Origin of the sequence: Shimia sp. R9_1, assembly GCF_017743775.1 — a bacterium.
Lineage (GTDB): Bacteria > Pseudomonadota > Alphaproteobacteria > Rhodobacterales > Rhodobacteraceae > Shimia.
Map to the genome: position 1 here is coordinate 119,243 of NZ_JAGHRN010000002.1, position 26,820 is coordinate 146,062.

The 26,820-nt window shown below is 61.3% G+C and carries 26 protein-coding genes, 1 tRNA gene and 1 riboswitch; of the genes, 9 read left to right on the forward strand and 18 right to left on the reverse strand.

The window, feature by feature from the left end:
- Positions 1-48 precede the first annotated feature (48 nt).
- Both J7399_RS06940 and J7399_RS06945 read right to left on the reverse strand, forming a co-directional pair.
- Entirely contained in the window at positions 49-654 is a 606-nt protein-coding gene (locus J7399_RS06940) for a glutathione S-transferase (RefSeq protein WP_209086043.1), read from the reverse strand.
- Between the two features lie 12 nt (positions 655-666).
- Entirely contained in the window at positions 667-1,305 is a 639-nt protein-coding gene (locus tag J7399_RS06945; RefSeq protein ID WP_209084931.1) for an FMN-binding negative transcriptional regulator, read from the reverse strand.
- A 62-nt stretch (positions 1,306-1,367) separates the two neighbouring features.
- Positions 1,368-1,575: riboswitch (FMN riboswitch) on the forward strand.
- Positions 1,576-1,653: 78 nt separating this feature from the next.
- Here J7399_RS06945 and J7399_RS06950 point away from each other — a divergent pair.
- Complete coding sequence (locus J7399_RS06950; protein WP_209057822.1) at positions 1,654-2,094, forward strand: 6,7-dimethyl-8-ribityllumazine synthase; 441 nt, start codon at positions 1,654-1,656, stop codon at positions 2,092-2,094.
- Between the two features lie 7 nt (positions 2,095-2,101).
- On the opposite strand, the gene J7399_RS06955 is transcribed toward J7399_RS06950, so the two are convergent.
- From J7399_RS06955 to dapF, 3 genes are all read right to left on the reverse strand, one after another.
- Positions 2,102-2,755 carry a glutathione S-transferase gene (locus J7399_RS06955; RefSeq protein WP_209084932.1) on the reverse strand — a complete coding sequence of 218 codons (654 nt, stop codon included), beginning with the start codon at positions 2,753-2,755 and terminating at the stop codon, positions 2,102-2,104.
- 72 nt (positions 2,756-2,827) lie between these two features.
- Positions 2,828-4,093, reverse strand: a complete 1,266-nt coding sequence (mtaB, locus tag J7399_RS06960) for a tRNA (N(6)-L-threonylcarbamoyladenosine(37)-C(2))-methylthiotransferase MtaB (protein WP_209084933.1) — start codon at positions 4,091-4,093, stop codon at positions 2,828-2,830.
- Positions 4,090-4,944: a diaminopimelate epimerase gene (gene dapF, locus J7399_RS06965; protein ID WP_209084934.1), complete on the reverse strand. Its 855-nt coding sequence runs from the start codon at positions 4,942-4,944 to the stop codon at positions 4,090-4,092. The genes mtaB and dapF overlap by 4 nt, the downstream gene beginning before the upstream one ends.
- 98 nt (positions 4,945-5,042) lie before the next feature.
- Here dapF and J7399_RS06970 point away from each other — a divergent pair.
- Positions 5,043-5,118 (forward strand) — tRNA-Lys (locus J7399_RS06970).
- 129 nt (positions 5,119-5,247) lie between these two features.
- On the opposite strand, the gene J7399_RS06975 is transcribed toward J7399_RS06970, so the two are convergent.
- From J7399_RS06975 to mutM, 7 genes are all read right to left on the reverse strand, one after another.
- Complete coding sequence (locus J7399_RS06975) at positions 5,248-6,318, reverse strand: DUF1513 domain-containing protein (protein ID WP_209084935.1); 1,071 nt, start codon at positions 6,316-6,318, stop codon at positions 5,248-5,250.
- A 1-nt stretch (position 6,319) separates the two neighbouring features.
- Positions 6,320-7,354 (reverse strand): imelysin family protein, encoded by a 1,035-nt coding sequence (locus tag J7399_RS06980; RefSeq protein WP_247742802.1) that lies wholly within the window; start codon positions 7,352-7,354, stop codon positions 6,320-6,322.
- Positions 7,354-8,874 carry a di-heme oxidoredictase family protein gene (locus tag J7399_RS06985; protein ID WP_247742803.1) on the reverse strand — a complete coding sequence of 507 codons (1,521 nt, stop codon included), beginning with the start codon at positions 8,872-8,874 and terminating at the stop codon, positions 7,354-7,356. Before J7399_RS06985 ends, J7399_RS06980 begins: the two co-directional genes overlap by 1 nt.
- A 55-nt stretch (positions 8,875-8,929) precedes the next feature.
- Positions 8,930-10,192, reverse strand: coding sequence for an imelysin family protein (locus tag J7399_RS06990; protein WP_209084938.1), 1,263 nt, complete (start codon positions 10,190-10,192; stop codon positions 8,930-8,932).
- A 109-nt stretch (positions 10,193-10,301) separates the two neighbouring features.
- Positions 10,302-11,453 carry a cytochrome c peroxidase gene (locus J7399_RS06995; protein WP_209084939.1) on the reverse strand — a complete coding sequence of 384 codons (1,152 nt, stop codon included), beginning with the start codon at positions 11,451-11,453 and terminating at the stop codon, positions 10,302-10,304.
- A gap of 178 nt (positions 11,454-11,631) precedes the next feature.
- Entirely contained in the window at positions 11,632-12,408 is a 777-nt protein-coding gene (locus J7399_RS07000) for an enoyl-CoA hydratase (RefSeq protein ID WP_209060194.1), read from the reverse strand.
- Positions 12,409-12,471: 63 nt separating this feature from the next.
- The gene (mutM, locus tag J7399_RS07005; protein WP_209084941.1) at positions 12,472-13,323 is read right to left on the reverse strand and encodes a bifunctional DNA-formamidopyrimidine glycosylase/DNA-(apurinic or apyrimidinic site) lyase; all 852 of its coding nucleotides are present in this window, start codon (positions 13,321-13,323) and stop codon (positions 12,472-12,474) included.
- Positions 13,324-13,555: 232 nt separating this feature from the next.
- Here mutM and ubiE point away from each other — a divergent pair, with 232 nt between their 5' ends.
- Both ubiE and ubiB read left to right on the forward strand, forming a co-directional pair.
- The gene (gene ubiE, locus J7399_RS07010) at positions 13,556-14,305 is read left to right on the forward strand and encodes a bifunctional demethylmenaquinone methyltransferase/2-methoxy-6-polyprenyl-1,4-benzoquinol methylase UbiE (protein WP_209057858.1); all 750 of its coding nucleotides are present in this window, start codon (positions 13,556-13,558) and stop codon (positions 14,303-14,305) included.
- On the forward strand, positions 14,302-15,837 hold the full coding sequence (gene ubiB, locus J7399_RS07015; protein WP_209084942.1) for a 2-polyprenylphenol 6-hydroxylase: 1,536 nt from the start codon (positions 14,302-14,304) through the stop codon (positions 15,835-15,837). The genes ubiE and ubiB overlap by 4 nt, the downstream gene beginning before the upstream one ends.
- A gap of 104 nt (positions 15,838-15,941) precedes the next feature.
- Here the strand turns inward: ubiB and dapA are convergent, their stop codons facing one another.
- Positions 15,942-16,814 carry a 4-hydroxy-tetrahydrodipicolinate synthase gene (gene dapA / locus J7399_RS07020; RefSeq protein WP_209084944.1) on the reverse strand — a complete coding sequence of 291 codons (873 nt, stop codon included), beginning with the start codon at positions 16,812-16,814 and terminating at the stop codon, positions 15,942-15,944.
- A 164-nt stretch (positions 16,815-16,978) separates the two neighbouring features.
- Here dapA and J7399_RS07025 point away from each other — a divergent pair, with 164 nt between their 5' ends.
- Positions 16,979-18,931: a lytic transglycosylase domain-containing protein gene (locus J7399_RS07025; RefSeq protein ID WP_209084945.1), complete on the forward strand. Its 1,953-nt coding sequence runs from the start codon at positions 16,979-16,981 to the stop codon at positions 18,929-18,931.
- Here the strand turns inward: J7399_RS07025 and J7399_RS07030 are convergent.
- Complete coding sequence (locus J7399_RS07030; RefSeq protein WP_209084946.1) at positions 18,928-19,794, reverse strand: DMT family transporter; 867 nt, start codon at positions 19,792-19,794, stop codon at positions 18,928-18,930. The genes J7399_RS07025 and J7399_RS07030 overlap by 4 nt on opposite strands.
- A complete protein-coding gene (mnmD, locus tag J7399_RS07035; RefSeq protein WP_209084948.1) occupies positions 19,791-20,468 on the reverse strand; it encodes a tRNA (5-methylaminomethyl-2-thiouridine)(34)-methyltransferase MnmD in 678 nt (225 codons plus the stop codon). The genes J7399_RS07030 and mnmD overlap by 4 nt, the downstream gene beginning before the upstream one ends.
- Positions 20,469-20,555: 87 nt before the next feature.
- On the opposite strand from mnmD, the gene J7399_RS07040 reads away from it, so the two are divergent.
- Positions 20,556-21,590: an FAD-dependent oxidoreductase gene (locus J7399_RS07040; protein ID WP_209084950.1), complete on the forward strand. Its 1,035-nt coding sequence runs from the start codon at positions 20,556-20,558 to the stop codon at positions 21,588-21,590.
- A gap of 153 nt (positions 21,591-21,743) precedes the next feature.
- Here the strand turns inward: J7399_RS07040 and J7399_RS07045 are convergent, their stop codons facing one another.
- The 3 genes from J7399_RS07045 to J7399_RS07055 all read right to left on the reverse strand — a co-directional run bounded on the left by J7399_RS07045 (position 21,744) and on the right by J7399_RS07055 (position 24,051).
- Complete coding sequence (locus tag J7399_RS07045) at positions 21,744-22,289, reverse strand: NAD(P)H-dependent oxidoreductase (protein ID WP_209084952.1); 546 nt, start codon at positions 22,287-22,289, stop codon at positions 21,744-21,746.
- Positions 22,290-22,404: 115 nt separating this feature from the next.
- Positions 22,405-23,052, reverse strand: a complete 648-nt coding sequence (locus J7399_RS07050; RefSeq protein ID WP_209084954.1) for an OmpA family protein — start codon at positions 23,050-23,052, stop codon at positions 22,405-22,407.
- A gap of 153 nt (positions 23,053-23,205) precedes the next feature.
- The gene (locus tag J7399_RS07055; RefSeq protein ID WP_209084956.1) at positions 23,206-24,051 is read right to left on the reverse strand and encodes a bifunctional helix-turn-helix domain-containing protein/methylated-DNA--[protein]-cysteine S-methyltransferase; all 846 of its coding nucleotides are present in this window, start codon (positions 24,049-24,051) and stop codon (positions 23,206-23,208) included.
- A gap of 116 nt (positions 24,052-24,167) precedes the next feature.
- Between J7399_RS07055 and J7399_RS07060 the strand changes: the two genes are divergently transcribed.
- From J7399_RS07060 to J7399_RS07070, 3 genes are all read left to right on the forward strand, one after another.
- Positions 24,168-24,734 (forward strand): TetR/AcrR family transcriptional regulator, encoded by a 567-nt coding sequence (locus tag J7399_RS07060; protein WP_209084957.1) that lies wholly within the window; start codon positions 24,168-24,170, stop codon positions 24,732-24,734.
- Positions 24,724-25,566 (forward strand): sterol desaturase family protein, encoded by an 843-nt coding sequence (locus J7399_RS07065; protein WP_209084958.1) that lies wholly within the window; start codon positions 24,724-24,726, stop codon positions 25,564-25,566. The genes J7399_RS07060 and J7399_RS07065 overlap by 11 nt, the downstream gene beginning before the upstream one ends.
- A 135-nt stretch (positions 25,567-25,701) precedes the next feature.
- Positions 25,702-26,481, forward strand: a complete 780-nt coding sequence (locus J7399_RS07070; RefSeq protein ID WP_209084959.1) for an ion transporter — start codon at positions 25,702-25,704, stop codon at positions 26,479-26,481.
- The last annotated feature ends 339 nt before the right edge of the window (positions 26,482-26,820 follow it).

Consider the following 26,820-nt stretch of genomic DNA (forward strand, 5'->3'; position numbering starts at 1 on the left):
GGCGCGCTGCGCCTTTGCTCCGGGCCAAAGCCAGTTCAGTCACAAGGCTCAGTCAGAGGGCATGGTGGCCAGCATGCTCTCGCGCTTGGCAAATTCCGCATACCAGCCCGCAAGCCCGTCACGGCCCTGCCGCCAGTTGCGGTCCCCATGGCGGAAATCCAGATAGCCCAGCGCGCAGCCCACGCCGATCTGGCCCATATCCAGCGGGCCAAAGAGATGGCTCATCCAGCGTTCATTGATGGCATCCAGCGCGCCGGTGACCTTGCCCCATTGCGCCTCAATCCAAGCCTCTGAGACAATCTCCTCCGGGCGCACACGACGCTCATAGACCGCCAGCACCGCCGCATCCAGAATACCATCTGCGGTGGCCTCCAGTGTGAGCACATCCCAAAGGCGCTCCTCTGGGTAGAGATCCGCCCCCGCGCGCGCCACCAAGTAGCGGCAGATCACGCGGCTGTCGTAGATCGCAGGCCCATCGGGGCGCACCAATGCGGGGATCTTGCCCAGCGGGTTGGCCGCAGCGGCCTCATCTGCGGTGGACACAGGCGTGGTTTTGACCCGCACCAGCTCCACATCATCGGTTTGCCCGGTCTCCGCCAGGGTGACATTCACCTTGCGCACAAAGGGAGAGGCCGGGGAATGGATCAGTTGCAACTTGGACATCTCTTACTCCATATCAGGGTCTGCAAAGGGAGATTGCATCAGGGCGGCAAGCTCCCGTGTTTCACTACCAAACCCATGTGCGGCCATCTGCGCGGCGGCGGCGTGGCGCACATCTGTGGGTTTGTTCTGGCCCAGCTTCCAGGTGCCCTGCACATCCTCGATATGCAGCCGGAAAGGCAGGATCATGCGCAGCATGCGCGCGAAGGCATCTGCGTCCATCTTGTCCCGGGTCCAAAGCGGTTTTGGCGCCAGATGGGCCTCAAATTGCGCGGACAGGCGATCGAGCAGATCGGGCAGCGCCTCGCTCGCAAGTGGCTCCAGCCGGCCGGTGAGATGCACCGCCACATAATTCCATGTGGGCACCTGATCCGCCACGCCGTACCAGTCAGGTGAGACATAGCTGTCAGGGCCGGTCACGGCGAGGCGTGCAGGCACCGCAGACTTGGCTGCGCGCACCATGGGATTTGAGCGCACAAGGTGCAGATCAGCGTAGTCGCCCGCCTCGGAAATCAGAAACGGCACATGGGACAGCAGCGGTGCGTCCTCCGCTCCTGAGAGCGCCAGTGTGCCAAAGCCACGCTCGCGCGCAAAGGCGAGGTTTTTCTCGGTTGCCGTGCCGCGAAAGGCTGGGTTGGGGTGCATAAAAACCTCACGTCGTTCGTTGTGCGCGATGTTGCAAAGCTGACCCCATGTTGGCAAGGTGCCATCGTTCTCAGGGCGGGGTGAAATTCCCCACCGGCGGTATGCGGGCACGACCCGTAAGCCCGCGAGCGGCGTCTTTGTTTGGATACATCCACATCCCCAAAAGTGGGAACCGGTTTTGGGATAAGATGTGGAGCCAGAAAAGGCGTGTCAGCAGATCTGGTGAGAGGCCAGAGCCGACGGTTAAAGTCCGGATGAAAGAGAACGTGCGATGGGTGTGGCCGTGGGGCTGCGCCTTATGCGTACGTAATCGCCTTGGGTGACGTGTCTGAACCAAAGGAGATTACGATGACACACACCCGATTTGCCTTCATCAAGGCACAATGGCATGCCGATATCGTCGATCAGGCGCTCAAAGGGTTTTGCGAGCTGATCCCGGACGCCCAAGTGGATGTTTTTGACGTGCCCGGCGCGTTTGAAATGCCCCTGCTGGCGCGCGATCTGGCCGAAAGCGGCCAATATGGCGCAGTGGCCGCCGCCGCGCTGGTGGTGGATGGCGGGATCTACCGCCATGATTTTGTGGCCCAAGCCGTGGTGGATGGCTTGATGCGCGCCGGATTGGACAGCGGCGTGCCCGTGCTGTCCGTGTCGCTCACGCCGCACCATTTCCAGGAAACCGAGCACCATATGGCGATCTACAAAGCGCATTTTGTGGAAAAAGGCCGCGAGGCCGCCCGTGCAGCGCTCGGCATTCTGAAAACCCGCGAGTCGCTTCAGAAAGCCGCCTAAGCGGCTCTTAGCACTCTGACTTTTCAATGTGCCCGCAGAACACCGTGGGCGCATCTCCCGCCTGCCAGACCAGCAGTTTGGGCATGATATTGGCAAAGGCCTCAGACTCCAGAAACCGCGCCAGCCAATCGGCAAGGTTGGGCCCCGCCTCCGCATCAAAACGGGTTTTGTCGATAAAGGCGAACTGGCGCACAAAGGGCAGGATCGCCATATCTGCCAAGCTCGGTTTGTCTCCAAAGAGCCAGCCGTCTCCCAGCTGATCTTCCAAGCTATTCAGAAACTGCATGGCTGCGGCGCGACTCTCCTCGGGATCGGCATCCGCGTAGCGCGTGTGGTATTTCGTGCGGTCCAGTGCACGCTTAAACGGCCCATCCGCCTCTTCAATCAGCGCGAATCCGGCCTCGGGCATGACAAGCCAGTCATCAGGATCATTCTGGCGCAGCGCCCAGAGCATCACATCGAGGCTTTCATCAATCACCTCTGCGCCGTCTTTCAGGCACGGCACAGTGCCGCTGGGCGAGGTTTCAAGAAAGGCCGGCGCCTTGTCGCGCAACAGGATTTCCCGCAGCTCCACAGACACGCCAGAGACCGCCACCGCCAGCCGCGCACGCATGGCGTAGGGGCAGCGCCGGAAAGAATAGAGAATCGGGGCCTCTGACATGGTCTCACGTTTCCTCTTGCCTCAAATATCCCGGGGGTATCGCGCCTGCGCGATGGGGGCTGGCCCCCAGTCTCATGATGCCAGCAGCTGCGTCCCCTGCACACCGGTGATCGCCGCCGTGACAATCGCGCCTTCTTGCTGGGGCGCGTCAAAATGCACCTCGGTGAACTGCTCTGTGCGGCCCATATGGGTGTTTTCCATCAGGATGTGATGGGTTTTGCCAAGCTGTGCGGCGAGATGTTTGGCCACCTGCGCCTCCCCTGCGGCGCGCAGCTCAGCGGCGCGGGCCTTGATGATGGTGCCATTCACCTGACTTGGGATTTTGGCCGCCGGGGTGCCTTCGCGCTTGGAATAGGGGAAGACATGCAGCCATGTGAGGTCACATTCCTCCACGAGCTTCAGCGAATTGGCAAAATGCGCGTCTGATTCTGTGGGGAAACCCGCGATGATATCCGCGCCGAAGGTCATCTCCGGACGCAGCTTTTTGGCCTCTTCGCAGAATCGGATCGCATCATCGCGCAGATGACGCCGTGCCATGCGTTTGAGAATCAGATCATCGCCATGTTGCAGGCTGAGATGCAGATGCGGCATCAGGCGCGGCTCTGTGGCAATCGCCATCATCAGGTTCTCATCCACCTCGATGCTGTCAATCGAACTGATGCGCAGGCGCGGCAGATCCGGCACCAGCTTGAGAATGCGCATCACCAGATCGCCCAGTTTGGGCTGCATCGGCTGATCCGCGCCCCAGCTGGTGAGATCCACACCAGTGAGCACCACCTCGTTAAAGCCTTTGTCCACCAGACGTTTGATCTGATCGACCACCACACCGGCGGGCACAGAGCGCGAATTGCCCCGGCCATAAGGGATGATGCAGAAGGTACAGCGATGGTCACAGCCGTTTTGCACCTGCACATAGGCGCGCGAGCGGGTGCCAAAGCCGTCAATCAGATGGCCCGCGGTTTCGGTGACCGACATGATATCGTCGACCTGCACCTTTTCGGTCTCGCCAATGAAATCGGCAGCCATGCCCTGCCATGTGGCGGGATTCATTTTCTCGGTGTTGCCGATGACCTTGTCGACCTCGCTCATGGCGGCGAAGGTTTCCGGCTCGGTCTGCGCGGCACAGCCGGTGACAATGATCTGCGCGTCGGGATTTTCGCGGCGCAGACGGCGAATCTCCTGTCGGCTTTTGCGCACGGCCTCGGCGGTCACCGCGCAGGTGTTCACAATCACGGCGTTTTCCAGCCCCGCGGACTGCGCCATGTCTTTCATTGCCTCGGATTCGTAGGAATTCAGACGGCACCCAAGGGTGGTGAACTTCGGCGGGGCGGCTGTCATTTGGCGCGCTCCAGAAAAGCTTCGGTGAATTGGCCGGTGAACACATGCTCGGTGGTGCCGGTCATCCAGACGCCGTCCTCGGCCCAGTCAATCCACAGCGTGCCGCCATCCAGATCAATTTGCACCTTGCGGCCGGTGAGACCCCGGCGCGCAGCGGCCACAGCGGTGGCGCAGCTGGAGGAGCCTGAGGCAAGCGTGATTCCCACGCCACGCTCCCAGACCCGCATGCGGATGTGATTCTCCCCCACAATCTGGGCGACCTGAACATTTGTGCGCTCAGGATACAGCGGATGATGCTCATGCGCCGCGCCAAAGGCGGCCAGATCCACCGCGGCGACATCCTCCACAAAGAAGGTGCAATGGGGATTGCCCATGCCGGTGGCGGTTGGCGCACCGTCGATGGGCAGTTCCAGCGTATCCAAGGCCTCAGCGAGGGGAATCTCATCCCAAGTCAGCTGCGGGTGGCCCATATTGACCGAGACAAGCCCCTCGCCTGCTTCGCGGGCAAACAATGTGCCGCGATCTGTGGTGAGGGTCAGCGACTCAGCGCCGGTTTCATCCATCAGATGGCGCGCAATACAGCGCGTGGCGTTGCCACAGGCCGCAGAGGTGGAGGCATCGGCGTTATAAAACGTCAGATGCGCATCTGCATTGCTGCCTGCTGCGCCATGGGTGATCACCGCAAGCTGATCAAAACCCACGCCTTTTTGCCGGTGGGCAATCGCGGTGATCTGGCTGTCGGTCAAATCGAATGTGCGCGCACGTGCATCCACCACGACAAAATCATTGCCGAGACCATGCATTTTCATGAACGTCAGAGGGGTTTGAGCACGTGTATCCATTGCGCGCATATACGCCCGAAACAGATTAGTTTCCAGTCGTGTGATTTTTTTCTACGAATCCGCTTGACCCCCCCCGCGGCTAACTCTAAAAGCCGCCCTCACAGAGTGGGCCGTTAGCTCAGTTGGTAGAGCAACTGACTTTTAATCAGTGGGTCATAGGTTCGAATCCTATACGGCTCACCACTTTAACCGATTGATCGGAAACGAAAAACGGGCAGCGATTTCGCTGTCCGTTTTCGCTATTGAGGGCCTGACCTTTCCGCCCCGACCAACACAGGCGTCTTTTATAGGACTGCGGCAAAGACCGGCGCGTCAGGTGCCGATCGGCACCAGATGATTGTCAAACTGAAGGTGGTGCTGTCTGGCGGCCTCGCCCAGAGTGCCGACCGCGCCGGTGCCGGTGGCAAAAAAGAACCCCTTTGCGCTCGCTCCGATTCCACAGACGTCGTCTTCGGGCTGCGCCTGCAGGAATTGGCCGCTGGCGAGGTCAAACACATGCACCACGCCGCCACGGGGAGAGGTGATCGCCACGGCGCGCCCATCTCCGGAGATCGCCACACTGCCCGCATAGCCATCCAGCGCGCGGTGGAGGCGCTCTGGCGCTTGCAGGAGCGTGATGTCACCGCCGCGCCGGTGCAGGCCCAGAAGCTGCGGTGCGGCCTCCTCAACGCCCTGCCACTGCATGGCAAGCGCCACGGTGCCATCGGTGTGATGGGCAAGGTGCCGGATTGAGTTCTTATGCAGTGCGGGCGGCAGGGAAACCGTTTCGAGAATCGCCCCGGACAGATCGAGATAGCTGAGATTCGGTGCCATGGTCGGCAGGTTCAGCTTGGCGCGCCCCATGTCGGGGTGGGTTTCAATGCCGCCATTGGCGATCACAAGGCTCTGCCCATCAGGCATCAGGCGCATCTCGTGCGGGCCAACACCGCCGGAGGAGACCTCTCCTAAGCGCTGGTAGCCTGCGGCCACATCCCAGATGCCAATCACGCCCAGACCGGCCTCATAGTCGTTCTCTGTGGTGAAGAGCTGCGCGCCATCCGGTGAAAATGCGCCATGGCCGTAGAAATGCCGCCCCTCCGGGGCCTCAAGCCGCGCCAGCACCGTGCCATCGCGGCAATCCAGTGCCAACGCGAAGGTGCCGGGGCGGCGGGCAAAGGCCACCGCTTCGGCGCGTGCGGGATGGGCCGCAGCGGCGTGGCCGCGCGCTGGCAGAGGAATGGTGAAGCTGATCTCGCCCGCGTCCGTCAGACCAGCGAGCAGAAAGCGCCCGTCAGGGGCGCGGGCGGCAGACAGAAAGGCCGGGGTGCCGACGCTGGCCCAGCTGGCCGAGGGCAGAAGGCTGCTGGCGGCAAGACCTGCCAGCATGCGGCGGCGGCTGACCATGTTAGTCGCCATCGAGCGCGTTGAAGCCCGCGCTCACGCCCAGCGCGGGGCCAAGCTCCAAGGTGGTGATTTCGCGCGCGCGGTCGATGTATTGCTGCAGAATTTCGACCCTAAACCGCCCCTGAACCTCCGCAACACCGGTAAAGACCGGATCATCCTGCAGCTCTTCGGCCTGTGCTGCGATGAGTGCAAAGGCCTGTGTGTATTCCTCAGCGATCAGCGGGGATTGAGCAGAAAGCAGCGCAGCCAGTTCGCCCAGCGCGGCGGTGGAGGTTGCCACATTGCGCAGGCTGCGACCGGAGCGGCGGGCCTCTGCGCGGGTGGGACGGGGTTTGTCAAAGCTGCCGAGTGGGCGGCCCAAACGCACCTCGGAATCAAACTGTAGCCCGGCATCCAGCGCCTTGTAGATCACCTGAAGCGCCTCTGCGTCGGTTGTGTAGGGGCCAGCCTCTGAAGGGTCTGTGAGCTGAGCCGCGTAGCCCTCGCTCCAGTCGGTGAGGATCATTTCTGATTGCAGCGCGATGTCTGACGCCACCCGCCGCACCAAGGCGCAGTGATAACTCACATCGCCCAACGTGCTGAGCTGCGCGTCATAGAGCAGAAACTCCAACCCGAAGAAGCCCCGACCGGCCACGGAGACGGTTTGAAATTCGGTCTCAGATTCGATCACCGGATCTTCGTCGGCAATCAGCGCGGAGAGGGCTTTGGGAGTGAAGCCCTTGGTGTCGGGCCAGAAGGCCAGCGCAAAGGCGCGATCATTGGTTTCGGTGGGGCCAAAGCGCAGGTGACTCACACCCATCCAGGCATCAAAGGCTGCATGATAGGCCGCGCGCAGGGTTTCGGAGGTGGGGCTGCAATTGGCGTCTGCTGCCTCGCTAAGGGTCGCCGTGGTGGCGGCAAGGTGATCAAACCGCGGCAGGATGTGCTGAGACACCGCCGCGTCGACCAGCGCGCCCTGATCGACGCGGATCTCTTCCTGAGCGAAAGCAGGGGCTGCGAGGCTGAGTGCGCAGGCAAAAAGGGCGGGTTTCATCATCAGAGGCTCTCCAGAAAGCGGATCAGGGCGGCGCGGTCTTCGGGGGGCATCGCGATTACGCGCTGCTTCATGGTTTCGGCCTCCCCGCCATGCCAGAGCACCGCCTCCAGCAGCGAGCGCGCGCGGCCGTCATGCAGAAACTGGCTGTGGCCCGAAACACGCTCGGTGAGCCCCACTCCCCAGAGCGGCGGCGTGCGCCATTCGCGGCCCGTGGCGCGGGCTTCGGGGCGGTTGTCGGCAAGGGCTTCACCCATGTCATGCAGCAGCATGTCGGTGTAGGGCCAGATCAGCTGAAAGCTCTGGGCGGGCTGATCGACCAGGCGGTGGGTGACATAGGCGGGACGGTGGCAGGAGGCGCAGCCAGTGTCATAGAACACCTCTTTGCCGCGCAGCACCTCAGGCGCATCCACATCGCGGCGCGCAGGCACCGCCAGATTGGCGCTGTAGAAGGTGGTGAGATCGAGCCCCACATCATCCACTTCAAAGACCCGCACGTCTTTGTCGCCATGGATGGCATTCACACAGTCCACCTGCGCCTCGGTGCAATCCCCGTGGCCTTTGGTGAACAGCGGGCTGGAGATGCCGATGTCAGTGGCAAAAGCGCCGGCGGTCTGCTGGCGCAGGGTGGGCGCGCCCGCCTTGAGACCAAAGCGGCCCAGCATCGGGCGCTGAAATTCACGCGACCAGACAATATTGGCGCGGCCTGAAATGCCATCACCATCCGCGTCATCCGGATCTGTGTTGGCAAGAATATCTGCGGCAGGAATGGCCTCCAAAAGGCCAAGGCCGATCATCTGCGGCGCAACACGCGGACTGAACATCACATCGGGGTGGAACGCCCCATAGCCGAGATCACGGGTCGAGAAGGTCGGGCGGCGCAGGGTGGCCACCTCGCCACCTGAGAGCGCCACCTCAAAGCTGTCGTAGGCGACGTCTATATGCGCCTCTGCGGGATGGCCCGGCAGGCTGAAATCCTGAATTTGGCGGCCATAGTTCGGCTCCGGACGGGAGCCGACAAAGCCTTCGATCTCATAGATCTGCTCTGACTGCGTGCCGGGGATGGACAGCTTGAGCGCGAAAGAAATCGCATCATCTTCAGGCCCGTCCGGCGCATGTCCGCGCCCGCCGCGCATGTGGCAGCTTTGACAGGCGCGCGCATTGTAAAGCGGGCCAAGGCCGTCAGAGGCCAGCGTGGAAGTGGGCGAAGACACCCAAAGTTTGTCAAACATCGCCTCGCCCAGCCGGAAATCGAGACCGGCGTCGATGCCAAGATTGGCGGAGGGTTGATCAAAGGCCAGATCATCGCGGCGCACCGGCACGGTGGCGGCCCCGGCAGGGCGGGCCTCAAACGGCTGCGGTTTGGAAAAATCGGTGGGGGGCGCTGTGACCTTGGCGATGCGCGCGGCTTCCTCAGCGGTGCGCGGCACAATGGTCAGATGGCGGTCATCAAGGTCTTGCGCGCGGGCAGCGCTGGCAAGGGTGCAGAGAGCCGTGGCTAGGAGAAAAGATTTGGCTGGCATCATCGCTACAAAAGAAAGAGGGGCGGGACCATCCCGCCCCTCGTATTGGGTGATATTATTCGAACACAGAGTCCGGATTGTCGAGGCTGTCGGAGCCTTCAAAGGCCAGTTGGTCCAGACCCAGTGCGGCCACGGCGGCCTCAATGGATTTGGTCTGATCCACAAGGCCGTTCACGCCGCCCATCACCAGCGCTTCGCCAGCCGCGTTGCCGCGCTCCAGCATCTGGTCATAGGAGAAACCGGATTCGGCAGCGGTTTTGATGCGGCCCAGACCCATCATGGTGGTGGAGAGCTTGCCTTTCAGCTCTGCGTCCAGACCAGCGTCCGCTTCGGCCACCAGATCAGAGAGCGACGCGCCGGAGACCAGAGAGCCGTCCACACGCACATATTCGCCGAGATAGACGTTCTGGATGCCCAGACCATCGTAGTAGTGGCTGTTGTGGGTGTTGTCAGAGAAGCAGTCATGCTCTTCTTCCGGATCGTTCAGCAGCAGGCCAAGGCGCATACGCTCACCGGCCTGCTCGCCGTAGGACAGGGAGCCCATGCCGGTCAGGATGGTCACGATGCCTGCGTCCTCATCGCCGGTCACGGCAGTGCGCGCGTCGCCACCGTCAACCCATTGTGCAGCCATCCATTCCAGATCGCTGACCAGAAGGTCGGTCGCGGCTTTCAGGTAAGCTGCGCGGCGGTCACAGTTGCCGTTGGTGCAGTCATCACCGGCTGCGAAATCGGTCCAGCTGCGGTCGCCTGCGCCGTGTTCGTGGCCGTTCAGGTCCTGGCCCCAGAGCAGGAATTCAATCGCGTGGTAGCCGGTGGCCACGTTGCTTTCCACACCGTCTGCTTCGTGCAAGGTGCTGGCCAGCAGCTCAGGGGTGATGTCGGTTGCATCCACAGCGGTGCCGGAGATGTCGAGCGTCGCGTTGGCAACAACGTTCAGCGTCGCAAGCGGGTTCTCATCGGTTGGGCCGCCATAAGAGGCGTCCACATAGTCGATCAGACCTTCGTCCAGCGGCCATGCGTTCACTTTGCCTTCCCAATCATCCACGATGGCGTTGCCAAAGCGATACACTTCGGTCTGCTGGTAAGGCACGCGGGAGGCCAGCCAAGCGTCTTTGGCGGCTTGCAGCGCTTCTGCGGAAGGTGCTTCGACCAGCGCGTTCACTGCCGCTTGCAGGGTTTTGGCGGTGGTCAGGCTGTCTTCGTACTTCGCGGCGGCGATGTCCGCGTAGTTGGTCAGAACGTCCGCTTTGGTGGCAGCAACTGCCGGAGCGGCGAGGGCCAAAACGGCCGCGGTGGTGGTTAGAAATGCACGAGTCATGGTTTTAATCCCAGTGATGAACTTTAGCACTTAACTGATAAAATTAATCAGACAAGTCAATCCTTATTGTTTCACTTGGAATTCAACACCGATTGAGAAATCGTCCCCGTTATTCGGCAAGCAGATGCTCATAACGCGCGTCTGTGAGAGTCTTGAGAAAGGCGACAATGGCGTCCACACGCTGATCATCCAGCGCCGGGCCGTGGGTCAGCTCTTTCACCGAAATGGTCAATGGCACCGGCGGCATGCCAAATCGCGCGCCGGTCTCTGGGTTAATATGTCGCGCCTCGTTGGTGGTGTTGTACTGATTGTAAAACAGCACAACCGTGCGGAGATCCTGAAACACGCCGTTGTGCATGTACGGGCCGGTCACAGCCACATTGCGCAGGCTTGGCGTTTTGAATTTGCCGCGCTGCATGGGATCCTCCATGACAGCCGGATTGGCCATCAGACCTTTGTCGACAGTGTCTGGCGCCACGCCATTGGCCGCGCGCAGCTCGGTGTTTTGCGGCACACCGATGTTGTGAAACTGGTAGTTCGTAAAGGTCTCGCGCGGGTCGGTCGGGCTGCGGCGCAGTTGGTGGCACAGGTTGCAGTTGGTGAACTGCTGAGAAAAGAACAGCACCCGGCCAAGATCTTCTTCACGGCTCAACTCTGCCTCCCCGCGCAGGAAACGGTCATATTTGCTGTCAAACGGCGCGAAGGTTTCGGTTTTCTCAAAGGCGGCGAGCGCCTCTGTCATCGCCGCATAACCAGACTCTGGCATGGCCAGCACGTCCCCCTCAAACAGTTGCGCAAAGGCCTGTTCATAGACGGCGTTCTCACTCAGGCGGGCCACAACGGAGGCGGCGTCTTTCATGCCCATTTCTGCCGGGTTGGTGGGCGGCCCACCGGCCTGATCAGCAAGACTTGCGGCGCGGCCATCCCAGAACTGCCCGCCGACCCACTGCCCCTCGCTGTTCTGGTGAAAGGCGGGGGAGAAGGCCGCGTAGCTGGCGCTGGGGGCGTTGCGGTCGCCAAGCGAGGTGCCATCATCTCCAATGGAGGCCATGCCGCGCGGGTCGGCAAAACCATACTCCGGATCATGACAAGTGGCGCAGGCCTGTGTGCGGTTGGCCGACAGATTCACGTCAAAGAACAACAGCTCGCCCAGCGCGGCCTTGGTTTGGGGCAACTGATCCTCGGCGGTTGACGGCGTTGCCAGACCGGCAAGGCTCAGGCTGAGCAGAGAGAGGCTGAAGAATTTTGAGGAGAAACGCATCGGTGAACCTTAATACCTAGCAATTTTGTCGCCTTTTCTCGCGTAAGAGCCAAAGAGTCAATTGACGCAAATGTCGCAAGATCGACCGGACGCCCTACCCTGCGGCCCACAGGTAGGAAAACAGGCAAGAAAAAAGGCCGCCCCTTGGGACGGCCCTTTCAAAAGACTGAGCGTAGGATCAGCGGTCGCGGAACTGTGGCTCGCGCTTTTCGACGAAGGCGGCCATCCCCTCTTTCTGATCTTCAGTGGCAAAGAGCGAGTGGAACGCGCGGCGTTCAAACAACAGGCCCTCACGCAGGGTGGTTTCAAAGCTGCGGTTCACCGCTTCTTTGGCTGTCTGGGACGCGATCAGGGACTTCTCCGCAATCTTCTGGGCCGCGCCCATCGCCTCTTCCATCAGCTTCTTGGGCGCCACAACGCGACTTACAAGACCTGCGCGCTCTGCCTCAGCGGCATCCATGAAACGCCCTGTCAGGTTCATGTCCATGGATTTTGCCTTACCCACGGCGCGGGTCAGACGCTGGCTGCCGCCAATTCCGGCGATCACACCGAGGTTGATCTCAGGCTGGCCAAATTTCGCGTTCTCGGCCGCGATGATAAAGTCGCAAGCCATTGCCAGCTCACAGCCGCCGCCCAGCGCATAGCCGGACACAGCCGCGATCACCGGCTTGCGAATGTCCTGAATGCGGTCGCCAAATTCGGCAAAGAGGTTGGAGAGGTTCACATCCGCAAAGCTCATCTCAGACATCTCTTTGATGTCAGCCCCCGCGGCAAAGGCTTTCTCTGAGCCCGTGATCACGATGCAGCGCACCTTGTCGTTCTGGTCCGCGCTTTGCAGCGCTGTAAGCAGCTCGCCCACCAGCTGTTGGCTGAGCGCATTGAGCGCGTCAGGACGGTTGAGCTTGATAAGGGCGACGTGGTCTTCAATTTCGACGATGATCGTCTCAAAAGCCATGAGTGATGCTTTCATTGTTCCGGTCAGGAGTGATTCCTTACCATTTGAGGCAATTCGATCAAGCTATCTTTGGCATTGCGCACAATAGAAGGATGAGCGGCCGGATTGGGTGATTCGGCTTATTTTGCTTGTGCAGTCTGGGGTTTTGCAGGATTCGCCCTCCCGCCCGTAGACGTCAAAGCTGTGTTGAAAATATCCCAGTTCTCCGTCCGCCTGACGAAAGTCCCGCAGAGAGCTGCCGCCTGCCTCAATGGCCTCTGCCAGCACCTGCCGGATGATGGGCACAAGGGACTGTGCCCGGGCCTTGGAAATCGCCCCTGCCTTGCGTTTTGGCGCTACCCCTGCGCGGTAGAGTGCTTCGCAGACATATATATTGCCCAGCCCCGCCACGATGCGCTGATCCAGAAGGGCGGATTTGATCGGCGTGTTGCGCCCGGCGAGCCGCTCCACAAGGTAGGATTCGTGAAAATCATTGCCCAGAGGCTCCGGCCCCAGCTTGGCCAGAAGCGGGTGGGTTTCGGTGTTGTAAGCGGGCAGTAGATCCATTGCCCCAAAGCGGCGCGGATCATTGAAAGTGATGCGCGAGCCGTTGTCCATGTCAAAGACCACGTGATCATGCTTCTCTGCCTTTGGGTGCTCATGCACAAATTGCCCCAAAGGATCCCCCGACACCGTCATGCGGCCGGACATGCCAAGGTGAATGAGCAGGGATTCCTCTGTGTCGAGATCGGCCAAGATGTATTTGGAGCGGCGGCGCAGGCGCAGGACTTTCGCTCCGGTCAGCCGCTCAGCCATACGCTCGGGAAACGGCCAGCGCAGATCGGGACGGTTCACCGCCGCATTGGCAATCACCGCGCCCTCCATGGCGGGCTGCAGCCCGCGGCGGACGGTTTCGACTTCGGGGAGTTCGGGCATGTGGCGTTCCTGTTGCGCAAGTTTCAGAGTTTGTAGCCGAGGTTGTGTCACAACGATAGGGCTGTGCCTGCCTGGGTGGGCGCAGAATGCGCCTGCCGGGGGGCAGGCAGGCGCAGACCGGCTTGCTATGCGCGCCGGGCAAAACTTGGCCCGTCCCCCTCTCACCAATTCGACGCATTGTACCCCTCACGCACGCCCTATATGAAGAAGGCAACCAAAAGGATTGCGCGTGATGGCGAACAACGACAACACCACCCATTTCGGCTTTGAAACGGTGCCGGAAAGCGAGAAAGCTGGCCGTGTGCAGGGCGTTTTTGGCTCGGTGGCTTCCAAATACGATGTGATGAACGACGTGATGTCAATGGGCATCCACCGCATCTGGAAAGACGCGATGATGGATTGGCTGGCGCCGCGCCCCGGGCAGAAGCTGCTCGATGTGGCGGGCGGCACCGGCGACATTTCTTTCAAATTCCTCAAGCGCGCGGGCCACGGCCATGCCACGGTGTGTGACCTCACCGAGCCGATGCTGGTGGAAGGGCGCAAACGCGCCGAGGCCGACCATATGGCCGAGAGCCTTGACTGGGTGGTGGGCGACGCCATGGCGCTGCCGTTTCCGGACAACAGCTTTGATGTTTACACCATCAGCTTTGGCATCCGGAACGTGACCCGCCCGCAAGAGGCGCTGAACGAGGCGTTTCGCGTGCTCAAGCCCGGTGGCCGCCTGATGGTGCTGGAGTTTTCACAGATCCCCAACGAGCTGATGCAGAAGGCCTATGACCTCTATTCCTTCAACATCATCCCGCGCATGGGGCAGGTGATCGCCAACGACCGCGACAGCTATCAGTATCTGGTGGAGAGCATCCGCAAATTCCCCGATCAGGACACCTTCCTGGATATGGTCAAGACCGCCGGATTTGAGAACGCCAAATACCGCAACCTGACCATGGGCATCGCGGCACTGCATTCGGGCTGGAAACTGTGAGAGGCCCCCATAACATCATCCGCCTGATCCGCACCGGCGCCACGCTGGAGCGCACCGGCGCCATGGGTGTGGTGCTGGATGCTTTTGAAGCCCCGCGCCACGTGCGCCTTGTGCTGCGCGGGCTGGCCTGGCCGTTTCAGTGGCTGGGCATCAAGGGCGATCCGGAGGCCCCGCCGCTGCCACGTGCGCTGACGGCGCTTGGCCCGGCCTACATCAAATTTGGTCAGGTGCTTTCCACCCGCCCCGATGTGGTGGGCGGTGACCTTGCCCAACAGCTGCGCGTGCTGCAGGACAAGCTGCCGCCCTTCTCTGTGGCGGAGGCCAAGGCCGCTGTGCAGCAGGAGCTGGGGGTGAATGCCGATGAGGTCTTCTCAGAGTTTTCAGAGCCGGTGGCGGCAGCCTCCATTGCGCAGGTTCACCGCGCACGGCTGGCAGAAACCGGAGAGGAAGTGGCGGTAAAAGTCCTGCGTCCGGGCATTGAGCGGGCGTTTCGCAAAGATGTGGATGCCTTCTATTTTGCCGCCAATATGATTGCCTCGCTGTCGCCCGCCTCGCGCCGTCTGCGCCCGATGGAGGTGATCGAGCACTTTGACGGGGTGGTCACCGGAGAGCTGGACCTGCGGCTTGAATCCGCCTCCGCCAGCGAGTTTGCCGCGAACACCCAAGACGACGAGATGTTTCAGGTGCCCACGGTCAACTGGGGCTATTCGGCCAAACGTGTGATGACGCTTGGCTGGGCCGAAGGTGTGCCGATTGGTGACAATGCGGCGCTAGATGCGGCCGGCCATGACCGTGCCAAGCTGGGGGCGCGGGTGCTGGAGCTGTTCCTCAATCATGCGCTGCGCGACGGCTATTTCCATGCGGACATGCATCAGGGCAACATGAAGGTCGCCGCCAATGGCGACATCATCGCCTATGACTTCGGCATCATGGGGCACATCGACGAATACACCCGCCGGGTTTATGCGGAGATCCTGTTTGGCTTTATCCAGCGGGATTACAAACGTGTGGCCGAAGTGCATTTTGAGGCTGGATATGTGCCTGCGGATCGCGATGTGGATGAGTTTGCCCGCGCGCTGCGTGCGGTGGGAGAGCCGATTTTTGGCATGGATGCGAACCGCATCTCCATGGGGCGTCTGCTCAATTACCTGTTTGAGGTGACCGAGCGCTTTGGCATGGAAACCCGCACCGAGCTGATCCTGCTGCAACGCACCATGGTGGTGGTTGAAGGGGTCGCGCGCTCGCTGGATCCGCATCTCAACATCTGGGACGTCGCCAAACCTGTGGTCAGCGCCTACATCCAGAAAAGCATCGGCCCGCGCGCCTTGCTGAAAGATCTCGCCAAAACCGCACGGGTGATGACCCGCTTTGGTCCGCGGCTGCCTGCGATGGTGGAGGCGGCCCTGATCGCGCAGTCCGAGCAGAAAGACACCACGCCGCCCAAAGTCTGGCCATGGGCTCTGTCCGGTGCTGCCGTGGGCGCGCTGGCCACCTCTGCGCTTGTTGTTCTGGGCTATGGGGTCTGGCACTGAGCTGAGACGCGCCTCGCTCTCAAGCACCCTCCCCGTCAACACAAAAGAAGCGCCCATTGGGCGCTTCTCTTTTTTTGGGCCGCAGCCCGAATTTTCAAACGTTCTTAGAGCAAGCCAGCATGCGCCATGGCGGCGTCGATCTGTGCCTTGGTCGCGTCGGTCAGGCCGGTCAGCGGCAGGCGGACTTCTTCGTTGCACAGGCCCAGACGGGACAGCGCGTATTTTGCGCCCACAAGGCCCGGCTCCACAAAGATTGCCTCATGCAGCGGCATCAGCCTGTCCTGATACTCCAGCGCTTTGGCGTAATCACCTGCAAGGGTAGCCGCCTGGAATTCGGCACAAAGCTTCGGGGCGACGTTAGCCGTCACAGAAATGCAGCCCACGCCGCCATGGGCGTTAAAGCCAAGCGCGGTGGCGTCTTCGCCGGAGAGCTGAACAAAATCTGGGCCGCAGGTGGCGCGTTGCTGGCTCACGCGGGCCAGATCGCCGGTGGCATCTTTCACGCCCACAATGCGCGGCAGCTTGGCCAGCTCACCCATGGTGTCCGGCGTCATATCGACCACCGAACGGCCCGGGATGTTGTAGATGACGATTGGCAGCGCACAGCAATCGTGGATCGCGGTGAAATGCGCAATCAGGCCACGCTGGGTTGGCTTGTTGTAGTAAGGCGTCACCACAAGGATGGCGTCCGCGCCGACTTTCTCCGCGTGTTGCGCCAGATGGATGGCTTCCAGCGTGTTGTTGGAGCCTGCGCCCGCGATCACCGGCACACGGCCCGCAGCGGCGCGCACCACTTCTTCCACCACGGCCTCATGTTCGGCGTGGCTCAGGGTGGGGCTTTCACCGGTGGTGCCAACCGGCACAAAGCCGTTGGTGCCTTCGCCGATGTGCCACTCCACCAGTTTCTTGAGCGTTTCCAAATCCAGCTCGCCGTTCGTGAACGGCGTGACGAGTGCGGGGTAAGACCCTTTGAACATGGCACGCTCCTTTGTTTTGCGCAGCTGGGCGGAATTGCCCGTGGTGTGAAATCGCGCGGACCCTAGCGGTAAGTTGCCCGCTTGCCAAGATTGTGAGTTGAGGCTGGGGAAGGCGCGTCGTATCGTGCGGGTTCTATCCTGTTTGGCATGGGAAAATGCAAGCCATGTTGCGTCTTTTTCTGACAGTTGTTGTGGCCTTGCTTATGGCCCTGCCCGCCTCCGCCCAGCATCGCGAGGAGCTGCGTGCGGCGATGAGCGCTGTGCGCGCCAAAGATTGGGCCGCTGCCGCGCGGGCCGTGCGCAACACCGATCAGGTGGCGCGCGACATCGTGGAATGGCACCGTCTGCGTGCTGGCGAAGGCAGCCCCGATCAGGTGCTCGCCTTTCTGGACCGGCGCGGCGACTGGCCCGGCCTGCCCTATCTGCGCAAGCAATCAGAGGCGAGTTTTGCGGATGTGAGCCACCGGATGGGCATGTCGTTCTTTGTGCACGGGCCTGCGCAGACCGCAGAAGGCGCGCTGGCACAGGCGCGGGTGCTGGAGCAGGCCGGTGAGGCGGGCACCGCAGAGGCCGGGATTGTGCTGGCCTGGCGCACCATGGCGATGAATGCCCAGACCAAAGCAGATTTTCTCAGCCGCTACGGCAAGTTGCTGGCCCCGCATCACACCGCGCGGCTGGATGCGATGCTGTGGAAAAACTGGGAAAGCAATGCCGAGGCGATGTATCCCCATGTGTCAGAGGGCTGGGTTGCGCTGGCCAAGGCGCGGCTGGGACTGCGCGCAATGGTCAATGGGGTCGACGGTCTGATTTCCGCGGTGCCTGCCAGCCTGCAGGATGATCCGGGGCTGGCCCATGAGCGGTTTGTCTGGCGCCACCGCAAGGACCGCAATGACAGTGCGATTGAGCTGATCCTGGCGCGCAGCAAGGCGGGCACATTGGGCGAGCCGGAAGAATGGGCCCCGCGCCGCCGCTCTCTCATGCGCAACCAGATGCGCGCGGGCAACTACCGCACCGCCTATGCGCTTGCCGCCAACCACCGGCTGACACCTGAGGCGGGCTATGCCTATGCCGATTGTGAATGGCTGGCGGGCTATGTGGCGCTGCGCTATCTGAACCGTCCGGAACAGGCCGCCGCGCATTTCCTGCGTTTTGCGCAAAGTGTGGAAACGCCGATTTCCCTTGGCCGAGCAGGCTATTGGATGGGCCGCGCCTATGAGGCCATGGGCGACACAGCCACCGCACAGCAGGCCTATGTCGCCGGGGGCGCGCATCAGACAAGTTTCTACGGATTGCTCGCCGCTGAAAAGGCCGGGATCGCCTATGACCCATCCCTGAAGGGCAATGAGCGCTTTCCGGACTGGCGCAAAGCGGCGTGGACAACCTCCAGCGTGCATAAGGCTGCGCGGATGTTCCTGGACGCTGGCGAACTGAGCCTTGCCGAGCGGTTTTGGGTGCATCTGAGCGAAACGCAGGACCGCGCGGCTTTGGGCCAGATGGGCCAGATGGCGCTGGATCTGAACCAACCACATGTGGCGGTGATGCTGGGCAAACAGATGGTGCGCATGGGTGTCACCCTGCCCGGGCCTTATTATCCGCTGCATCCGCTCACCGATCAGAGCCTGCCGGTGGCGGATGAGCTGTCGCTCGCGATTGCGCGGCGCGAAAGCGAGTTTGATCCGGTGGTGGTGAGCCACGCCGGGGCGCGCGGGTTGATGCAGCTGATGCCCGGCACCGCGCGTGACGTCTCAAGAGATGTGGGCGAGGTCTATGTTCTGGGCAATCTCACTGCGGATCCGGCTTATAACGCGCGCCTTGGCAGCGCCTTTCTGGCCAGCCTGTCTGAGGATTTTAACGGCAATATCATCATGATTGCTGCCGCTTACAACGCGGGCCCAAGCCGTCCGACACGCTGGATGGCCACCAATGGCGATCCGCGTGGCGGCTCAACCGAGGCGATGATCGACTGGATCGAGCTGATCCCGTTCAACGAAACCCGAAACTATGTGATGCGGGTAGCGGAAAGCCTGCCGGTGTACCGCGCACGGCTTGGCAAAGACCCGCATCCAGTGCCCTTTGGCCGCGAGATCGTGGGCGGCACCATCCAGCGCTTGAACTAGGCCGCCTGCCGTTCACGCCACCATGTAAAGAGCCCTGCTGCCAGCACAATCGCCGCGCCGATGGCCACGTTGAGGCGTAGCGTCTCGCCAAACACGGCCATGCCAAGCGCGGCGGCAAAGGGCAGTTGCAGATAAGCAAAGGGCTGCACCGCGCTGGCCTCAGCGACCTCATAGGTGCGGATCAGAAGCCAATGGCCCGCGACCCCGCTCACACAGAGCGTGCCCATCCAGATCCAATCCGGCGCGGCGATCGGCTCCCAGTAAAACACGCCAATGGCGGTCATCACGACACAGCCGACCACGCCGGTGTAGAAGAAACTGGTCTGCGCGCTGTCTTTGCGCGCCACATAGCGGGTCATCAGGCCATAGACGGCAAACATCAGCGCACCCAGAAGCGGCACGGCGGCCACCGGACTGAACACGCCGGAGCCGGGTTTCAGGATGATCATCACACCAACGGCCCCCAGCCCGATGGCCAGCCAGCGCCGCCAGCCAACGCGCTCGCCCAGCACCGGGCCGGAGAGCGCCGCGATCATCAGCGGGTAGCAGATAAAAATCGCATGGGTCTCGGTGAGCCCCAGCAGGGTGAAGGCCAGCACGGTGACGCAGATTTCCAGCGCCAATAGCGCGCCACGGCCAATCTGCAACCACGGAAACGCCGTTTGCGCCACCTTGCGCAGACCGCCGCTTTGGCGGGCCGACAGGGCAATGACAAACAGCGCAAAGAACCAGTAGCGGATCATCACCACGAGGTAGGTGTTATACTCGCCCGCCAGATGCCGCGAGATGCCATCTTGCAGCGCAAAGACCAGCGTGGTGAGCGACATCAACAGGATGCCAAGACGGTTGTTGGTGGCGCTCATGCGGCGGGTTTCACACATTGGGTCATATGGCGCTTGCGGCCAAAGCCCGGAATGCGGGTCACCTCAAACCCTGCGGCTTCGAGATTGCGGCGCACAAAACCAGCGGCTGTGTAGGTTGCCGCCGTGCCGCCTGCTTTGGTGTGTGTGCCCACCTGCCGCAGCAAGGCCTCATCCCAGAGCTCGGGGTTTTTGGCCGGGGAAAACCCATCCAGAAACCACGCGTCCGCTTCAAAATCCATGGCAGCGAGGGTTTCGCGTGCATCGCCCACCACCACCTGCGCCTCAATGCCTTCAAGCGTGGCCAGCGTTGTGTCTTCGCGATAGGCCGTAACCAAACGGTCCGCATAGTCGCCCAGCTCCGGGAAAGCCGCCAGAGCGCGCGCCACTTCATCCGCACTCATCGGGAAAGCCTCAAAAGAGGTGAAACGCAGCGGGCCTTGCGCCCCCGCCTGATCCCAGGCCATCCATGTGGTCAAGAGGTTCAGCCCGGTGCCAAAGCCCAGCTCCGCAATGTGAAACCCCGGCACAAACCGCGCGGGCAGCTCATTGCCTGCCAGAAACACATGGCGCGTCTCGGCCAGCCCATTGTCGAGGCTGAAGTAAGGGTCATCAAAACGTGTGGACACGGGAATGGCATCCTGCCGCCATTCAAGATCCGCCTGCTGGTCGCTCATCATGCTTTGCCTTATGGAGGTGTGCGCGGCATTTGACCACAAACGCGCGCTTTGGCAATGGGCATCAACGCAGACAAGGATGGGACCATGGTGGATGTAACGGTGATGGGCGCGGGGGCCTTTGGGCTGTCGGTGGCTTGGGCCTGTGCGAAACGCGGTGCCAAGGTGCGGGTGATTGACCCCAATGGCGTGGGCGCTGGGGCCAGCGGCGGTCTGGTAGGCGCATTGGCGCCGCACACGCCAGAGAACTGGAACGTCAAAAAGGCCTTTCAGTTTGAGAGCCTGATCATGGCAGAGGGCTGGTGGGCCGAGGTGGAGGCTGCAGGTGGCGTGAGTGCAGGCTATGGCCGCACCGGGCGCATTCAGCCGATCCGCGACGCGCACGCGCTGACACTGGCCAAGGCCCGCGCCGAAAGCGCCAAGGAACTCTGGCAGGGCAAAGCCATCTGGGAGATTGTGCCGCAAGACAGCCTTGGCGACTGGGCTCCGGTCAGCCCCACAGGCTGGCTGATCCATGACACATTGACCGGCCGCATGTTCCCGCGCCGCGCCTGTGCAGCGCTGGCTGCCGCGCTCATCGCGAAGGGTGCCGAGATCACCAAAGAGGGCACACCTGAGGACAAGGTGGTCTGGGCCACGGGTTATGAAGGCCTGTTGGTGCTGTCAGACGAGATGGGCAAAGCGGTTGGCAATGGCGTCAAAGGTCAGGCGGCGCTGTTGCGGCTGGATCAGTCACAAGCGCCGCAGCTCTTTGCCGATGCGGTGCATATCGTGCCCCATGCGGATGGCACGGTGGCGATTGGCTCCACCAGCGAGCGCGAGTTTGAAGATGCAACCAGCACCGATGCGCAGCTTGATGACGTGCTGGCGCGCGCCCATGCGGCGGTGCCTGCGCTGAAAGAGGCCGAGGTGATCGAACGCTGGGCCGGTGTGCGCCCGCGCGCCAAAAGCCGCGCCCCGATGCTGGGCGCGCATCCCACACGCAACGGAGAGTTCATCGCCAATGGGGGCTTTAAAATCGGCTTTGGTATGGGACCAAAAGCCGGAGAAGTGATGGCGGATCTGGTGCTTGAGGGCAAAGACGCCGTGCCCGACGCCTTCCGCCCTGAAGCTTCGCTCTAGCCTAGCGTCCTTGCAATCCGATCACATGGGCGGCGAAGCCGACCAGCCCCCGACCCTCCCCACGGGAGGGGGCTTCACCCGACCCAGGGCCGGGAGCTGGTCTATGAGACCGTTTTCACGCGTTGCACGGCTGTGGCACGATGCTGCCTCGCCTTACTGGCTGCGCCCGACGTCGTCTTTGAGCGCCTCCATCAAGGCGGTCAGGGACGCGGTGTAATGCTCGCTGGTCAGCCGACCGTCCGCATCAAATTCATTGCTGCTGTTGGCCAGACCAAATTCAGAGCCAAGCGCAATGCGGGGGCGGAAGGCCACCAGACAGCTGCGCAGCATGGTCTGGGCACGCACGCCGCCCGCACGGCCAGCGGCCGCACTCATCAGAGCTGTGGGTTTGCCCACCATCGGCTTCTCGGAATGGCGGCTGATCCAATCCAAGGCGTTTTTCAGAACGCCGGTGACGCCCGCGTTATATTCCGGTGTGGAGATCAGCAGCGCATCGGCCTCTGCAATCTGCGCCACAAGGGTGTTCACCCCTTCGGGCAGGCCGCTCTCGCTTTCCAGATCCCCGTCATAAAGCGGCAGGTTGAGATCCGCTTCGATATAATCAGCCGCACCGTAAAGACGCGCCGCTTCGTGCAGCAACAGTCGATTGGTGGAGCCGCTGCGCAACGCGCCGGACAGACCAAGCAGTTTATGAGGCATCTGAGATCTCCTTGTTCACACAAGGATAAGGTAAGATAAAAGGCGCCGCACACAAGCGACGCCTTTCAACAAACTATGTGCGCAAATGCAGAGATCCGCGCCAGAGAGGGTCAGATCACACGCTGGACGGCAGGATCACGATCTCCACGCGGCGGTTCTGGCGGCGGCCCGCTTCGTCCAGATTGGAGGCAATCGGCTGGTCCTCGCCGCGGCCGATGGTCTGGATGCGGGAGACCGACACGCCGTTTTCCAGAAGCACATCGGCAACCGCATTGGCGCGGCGCTCAGACAGGGTCTGGTTGTGGCTGGCACTGCCGGTGTTGTCGGTGTGGCCCAGAATCTGAACGGTGGAATTCGGGTAAGCCTCAAGGCTGCTGGCCACTTTGGCCAGATCGTCTTTCAGGAAGCTGCTGACCTCAAAGCTGTCCACCGCAAAGAGGATGTCCTGCGGCATGGTCAGAATCAGGCGGTCGCCGGTGTTTTCGATGCGCACATCGTCATCCAGCTGCGCGCGCAGCTCGGCTTCCTGTTTGTCCAACTCGCTGCCAACCACGGCGCCGACACCGGCGCCAAGAGCTGCGCCGATTGCGATGTTGCTGTCGGTTGCCGCCGCAAGGCCCGCGCCCAGAACGCCGCCAATGATCGCGCCGCTCTTGGTCTGACGGTGGGGATCGGTGCCGCCGCCGGTTACATAGTTCGGATCGGTACAGGCAGCCAATGCCACCAAAGACAGCGCGCAGCAGGACAGGGTGAATTTTTTCATGTCAAAGCCTCAATAACTTACTTGATCGCCGGTTCTGCCGGCTGTTGAGGCTCAATATATGCGATCGACGCGGCGTCCCCAAGCGTTTTGCCGCCCGAAGTCGGCGAATAGACGCCGAAATCCCCGCTTTGTGATGGGTCTTGAACGCGCTGCTCAGGCCTCGGCGCGTGCGCTTTCATAAGCCAGCAGCGCCCGTTTTACCGGCAGGCCCCAGTGATAGCCACCCAAACCGCCGGATTTGCGCATGGCGCGGTGGCAGGGGATGAGCCAGCTCACTGGATTGCGCCCCACCGCAGTGCCCACGGCGCGCACAGCATTGGGCTTGCCAATCACCCGCGCGATTTCGGAATAGGTCGTGACCTCGCCCGACGGAATGCGCATCAGCGCCTCCCAGACTTTGATCTGCAGCGCCGAGCCGATCATATAGACCGGCACCTTTTCCAGTTCGGCCCGCTCTGCCTGATAGGCGGCGAGCACCCAGGGGCGCAAAAACATCGGGTCTTCGACAAAATTGGCCTTGGGCCAGCGAGAGAAGAGATCTTCGATGGTTTCCGCCTCCCCCGTCTCAGCCGCAAAGCCGATGCCGCAGATGCCCTTTTCAGTGCCGGTGACCAGCGAGAGACCAAAGGGGCTGTCAAACCAGCCCCAATAGATCGTCAGCCCCTCGCCGCGTTTGGCGTAATCGCCGGGGCTCATCGCCTCCCAGCGCAGAAAGAGATCATGCAGGCGGCCGGAGCCGGACAGGCCAACGGCATTGGCCGTGTCCAGCGTGGTGAAATGCTCGTGCAGCAGCACTTTGGCATGGCCGAGGGTGAGATATTGCTGGAAGCGTTTGGGAGAGACCCCGGCCCAGCGCGTGAACAGCCGCTGGAAATGCGCGGGGCTCATGCCCATCGCTTGGGCAAGCTGTTCAAGAGACATGGTTTCGCCGCCCTGATCAATCAGCTCGATCGCGCGGCGCATGACATTGTAATGATAGCCTTCGGTCATGTCGTTCATGGCGCATCTCCTCATCTTGCGCTCACCCTAGGCCGAGCTTTGTCATAGAGCGACCCGAAAAATGCGCATTTTTGGGTCTCCCTTGACATCCGCCAAAAATGAGACATCTATGTCTCATGACTTATGGCACAGACACCAAAATCATCGAGGCGGGCTTTACCGTCTTTTCCGCTAACCCCACGGCCACATTGCAGGATGTGGCGGATGAGGCCGGGATCGGCCGGGCCACGCTGCATCGCCACTACAAAGGGCGCGAAGAGCTGATGGCCGCGTTGGCCATGGCCGCCATGAAAGAGCTGGATGCCGCGATTGAGGCCAAAACACAGGATGCCGAAAGCCACACCGAGGCGCTGCGATTGAGCCTTGAGGCGATGATCCCGCTGGCAGACCGGCAGATGTTTCTCGCCAATGAGCCGCTGGACCATGTGCCGGAGGTTCTGGCTGCCTACACCCGGCAGCTTGAGGAGCTGGCAGAGGCGGTCGAGGCCGCCAAGGCAGAGGGCGGCTTTGACGCTGCTGTGCCCACGGCCTGGATTGTGCAGGCCTTTGAGACGCTCACTTATGCCGCTTGGGCGGTTGTGCGCGACGGCGACGCCACCGCAGAGGAGGCCGCCGCGCTCACATGGCGCACCCTCACATCCGGCCTGAGCCTAACACGAAAGGAGACAGATGATGCTACCTGAACGCTTTATGGAGCTCGCCCAACAGGTCGATGAGGTGTTTTTCATCATCGGCATCGCCATTCTGGTGATCGAGATCGCGGAAGCCTGGTTCAAAGGGTCGCTGAAAGGCAAAACTTGGCTTGAGATGCTCGCCAGCGCCTCCACACAGGTGCCTTACATTCTGGTGGAAGCCAGCATGATGACGGCGCTTTATGTGGGGCTTTATGTGTTCAGCGACACGGTGGTGAGCTGGCATCTGCCGACAACCTGGCCCTGGATTGTGGCCGCCGTTCTGCTTGCGGACCTCACCTATTATTGGGAGCACCGCATCGCCCATCGCGTGCGCCTGTTGTGGACCCAGCACGCCGTGCACCACTCCAGCCGCGACTACAACATCGTCACAGCGGTGCGCTTTGGCCCGCTGGAAAGCCTATGGTCCTTCATTGCCCATGTCCCGATGGTGCTGGTCGGCTTCAGCCCGGATCTGGTGCTGGGGTCCGTGATCCTTGTACTGGCCTATCAGACCTGGCTGCACACGGAGCTGATCGGCAAGCTTGGTCCGCTGGAGTGGGTGCTGAACACGCCGTCCCATCACCGCGTGCACCATGGCTGTGACGACAAATACATCGACAAGAACTATGCCGGTATCCTGATCATCTGGGACCGTATCTTTGGCAGCTTTCAAGTGGAAGAGGAGCGTCCGCGCTATGGGCTGACCACCGACTTTGACAGCCAGAACCCGGTGAAAGTCTGGTTCTCCGAGCTGCCCGCCCTGTGGCGTGACATCACCCGCGCCAAATCCGGGCGCGAGCTGTTTGGCCGCCTGTTTGGCCCTCCGGGCTGGAAACCGTAACGCGCAGCTTAGGACCAAGAGGCCCTGCGCCCAACTTTACCAATCTCCTCAGGGGCGTGCGGGTTGCGAAACCCCACGCCCCTCCCATATGAAAGCGCGTGACAGTCTTTCACGCGCAACCTTGAGACCAACTTCATGAGCCTTCGTGACAAAATCGGCGCCATCATCGAGCGCCCGACCTTTCGGAACGCCATCCTTGGCGTGATCCTTTTCAATGCCGTCATTCTGGGTCTGGAGACTTCCAAACCGCTGATGGAGACCATGGGTCCGCTGCTGATCACCCTGGATGGGCTCTGTCTGGCGATCTTTGTCGGCGAGATCGCGGCCAAACTCTATGTGCAGCGCGGCCGGTTTTTCACCGACGGCTGGAACGTCTTTGACTTCGTGATTGTTGCGATTGCGCTGGTGCCGGCGGCGCAGGGGCTGGCGGTCTTGCGGGCGCTGCGCATTTTGCGTCTGCTCCGTGTGGTTTCGGTCGCGCCATCGCTGCGGCGGGTGATTGAGGGGCTGATCAACGCCCTGCCCGGCATGGGTTCGGTCTTTCTGCTGATGGCGCTGATCTTCTATATCGGCGCGGTCATGGCCACCAAACTCTTTGGCACCGCCTTCCCCGATTGGTTCGGTACGCTGGGCAAATCCGGCTACTCGCTGTTCCAGATCATGACGCTGGAAAGCTGGTCCATGGGCATCGTGCGCCCGGTGATGGAGATCTACCCCTATGCGTGGATGTTCTTTGTGCCGTTTATCCTGCTGACCACCTTTGTGGTGCTCAACCTTGTGGTTGGTCTGGTGGTAAATTCCATGCAGGACGCCCATCACGTCGAAGCAGAGGCGGAAACCGGCACTTATCGCGATGAGGTCTTGAGTCGTTTGGCCGAAATCGAAAAAGCGCTGAAAGAAAAATCCGCTGATTAATCAATACCTTTTGCGTCGGGTGGGAGGTGCATAAAATTTTATGCACTTTCATCCCCGCCTATACTTCTGAGTAGGTTGGCGAAAACAGCAGAAATAACGATTGCGACTATTATCCATCTTTTTTCGCAACCCTAAGGTGTTTTTTGTAAGACATCGATCTAAACCACTTGTTTATTAAGGCCCTAAGGCCACCTTGCTTCCAATTGGGTTTCCGAGCTGCACCTTTTATCGTCGATAAAAATTATCATACTGAAATATATGTATTTTCCAGATATGTTTTGCAAAACTGAGAGCGGCAAAGACTGAACCGTGCAGTTTGGAAATCCTATACAGCTCCTT

Bases quoted from the DNA above. Each gene is read 5' to 3' on its own strand.
- J7399_RS07045 (WP_209084952.1), bottom strand. From the start codon at position 22,289: ATGCCTCATAAACTGCTTGGTCTGTCCGGCGCGTTGCGCAGCGGCTCC.
- J7399_RS07070 (WP_209084959.1), top strand. From the start codon at position 25,702: ATGAGCCTTCGTGACAAAATCGGCGCCATCATCGAGCGCCCGACCTTT.
- J7399_RS07055 (WP_209084956.1), bottom strand. From the start codon at position 24,051: ATGAACGACATGACCGAAGGCTATCATTACAATGTCATGCGCCGCGCG.
- J7399_RS07040 (WP_209084950.1), top strand. From the start codon at position 20,556: ATGGTGGATGTAACGGTGATGGGCGCGGGGGCCTTTGGGCTGTCGGTG.
- mnmD (WP_209084948.1), bottom strand. From the start codon at position 20,468: ATGAGCGACCAGCAGGCGGATCTTGAATGGCGGCAGGATGCCATTCCC.
- J7399_RS06975 (WP_209084935.1), bottom strand. From the start codon at position 6,318: ATGGTCAGCCGCCGCCGCATGCTGGCAGGTCTTGCCGCCAGCAGCCTT.
- dapF (WP_209084934.1), bottom strand. From the start codon at position 4,944: ATGCGCGCAATGGATACACGTGCTCAAACCCCTCTGACGTTCATGAAA.
- dapA (WP_209084944.1), bottom strand. From the start codon at position 16,814: ATGTTCAAAGGGTCTTACCCCGCACTCGTCACGCCGTTCACGAACGGC.
- J7399_RS07050 (WP_209084954.1), bottom strand. From the start codon at position 23,052: ATGAAAAAATTCACCCTGTCCTGCTGCGCGCTGTCTTTGGTGGCATTG.
- J7399_RS06950 (WP_209057822.1), top strand. From the start codon at position 1,654: ATGACACACACCCGATTTGCCTTCATCAAGGCACAATGGCATGCCGAT.
- J7399_RS06945 (WP_209084931.1), bottom strand. From the start codon at position 1,305: ATGCACCCCAACCCAGCCTTTCGCGGCACGGCAACCGAGAAAAACCTC.
- mutM (WP_209084941.1), bottom strand. From the start codon at position 13,323: ATGCCCGAACTCCCCGAAGTCGAAACCGTCCGCCGCGGGCTGCAGCCC.
- J7399_RS06990 (WP_209084938.1), bottom strand. From the start codon at position 10,192: ATGACTCGTGCATTTCTAACCACCACCGCGGCCGTTTTGGCCCTCGCC.
- J7399_RS07000 (WP_209060194.1), bottom strand. From the start codon at position 12,408: ATGGCTTTTGAGACGATCATCGTCGAAATTGAAGACCACGTCGCCCTT.
- J7399_RS07025 (WP_209084945.1), top strand. From the start codon at position 16,979: ATGTTGCGTCTTTTTCTGACAGTTGTTGTGGCCTTGCTTATGGCCCTG.
- J7399_RS07030 (WP_209084946.1), bottom strand. From the start codon at position 19,794: ATGAGCGCCACCAACAACCGTCTTGGCATCCTGTTGATGTCGCTCACC.
- J7399_RS06955 (WP_209084932.1), bottom strand. From the start codon at position 2,755: ATGTCAGAGGCCCCGATTCTCTATTCTTTCCGGCGCTGCCCCTACGCC.
- mtaB (WP_209084933.1), bottom strand. From the start codon at position 4,093: ATGACAGCCGCCCCGCCGAAGTTCACCACCCTTGGGTGCCGTCTGAAT.
- J7399_RS06980 (WP_247742802.1), bottom strand. From the start codon at position 7,354: ATGATGAAACCCGCCCTTTTTGCCTGCGCACTCAGCCTCGCAGCCCCT.
- J7399_RS07060 (WP_209084957.1), top strand. From the start codon at position 24,168: ATGACTTATGGCACAGACACCAAAATCATCGAGGCGGGCTTTACCGTC.
- J7399_RS07065 (WP_209084958.1), top strand. From the start codon at position 24,724: ATGCTACCTGAACGCTTTATGGAGCTCGCCCAACAGGTCGATGAGGTG.
- J7399_RS06995 (WP_209084939.1), bottom strand. From the start codon at position 11,453: ATGCGTTTCTCCTCAAAATTCTTCAGCCTCTCTCTGCTCAGCCTGAGC.
- J7399_RS06985 (WP_247742803.1), bottom strand. From the start codon at position 8,874: ATGCCAGCCAAATCTTTTCTCCTAGCCACGGCTCTCTGCACCCTTGCC.
- ubiE (WP_209057858.1), top strand. From the start codon at position 13,556: ATGGCGAACAACGACAACACCACCCATTTCGGCTTTGAAACGGTGCCG.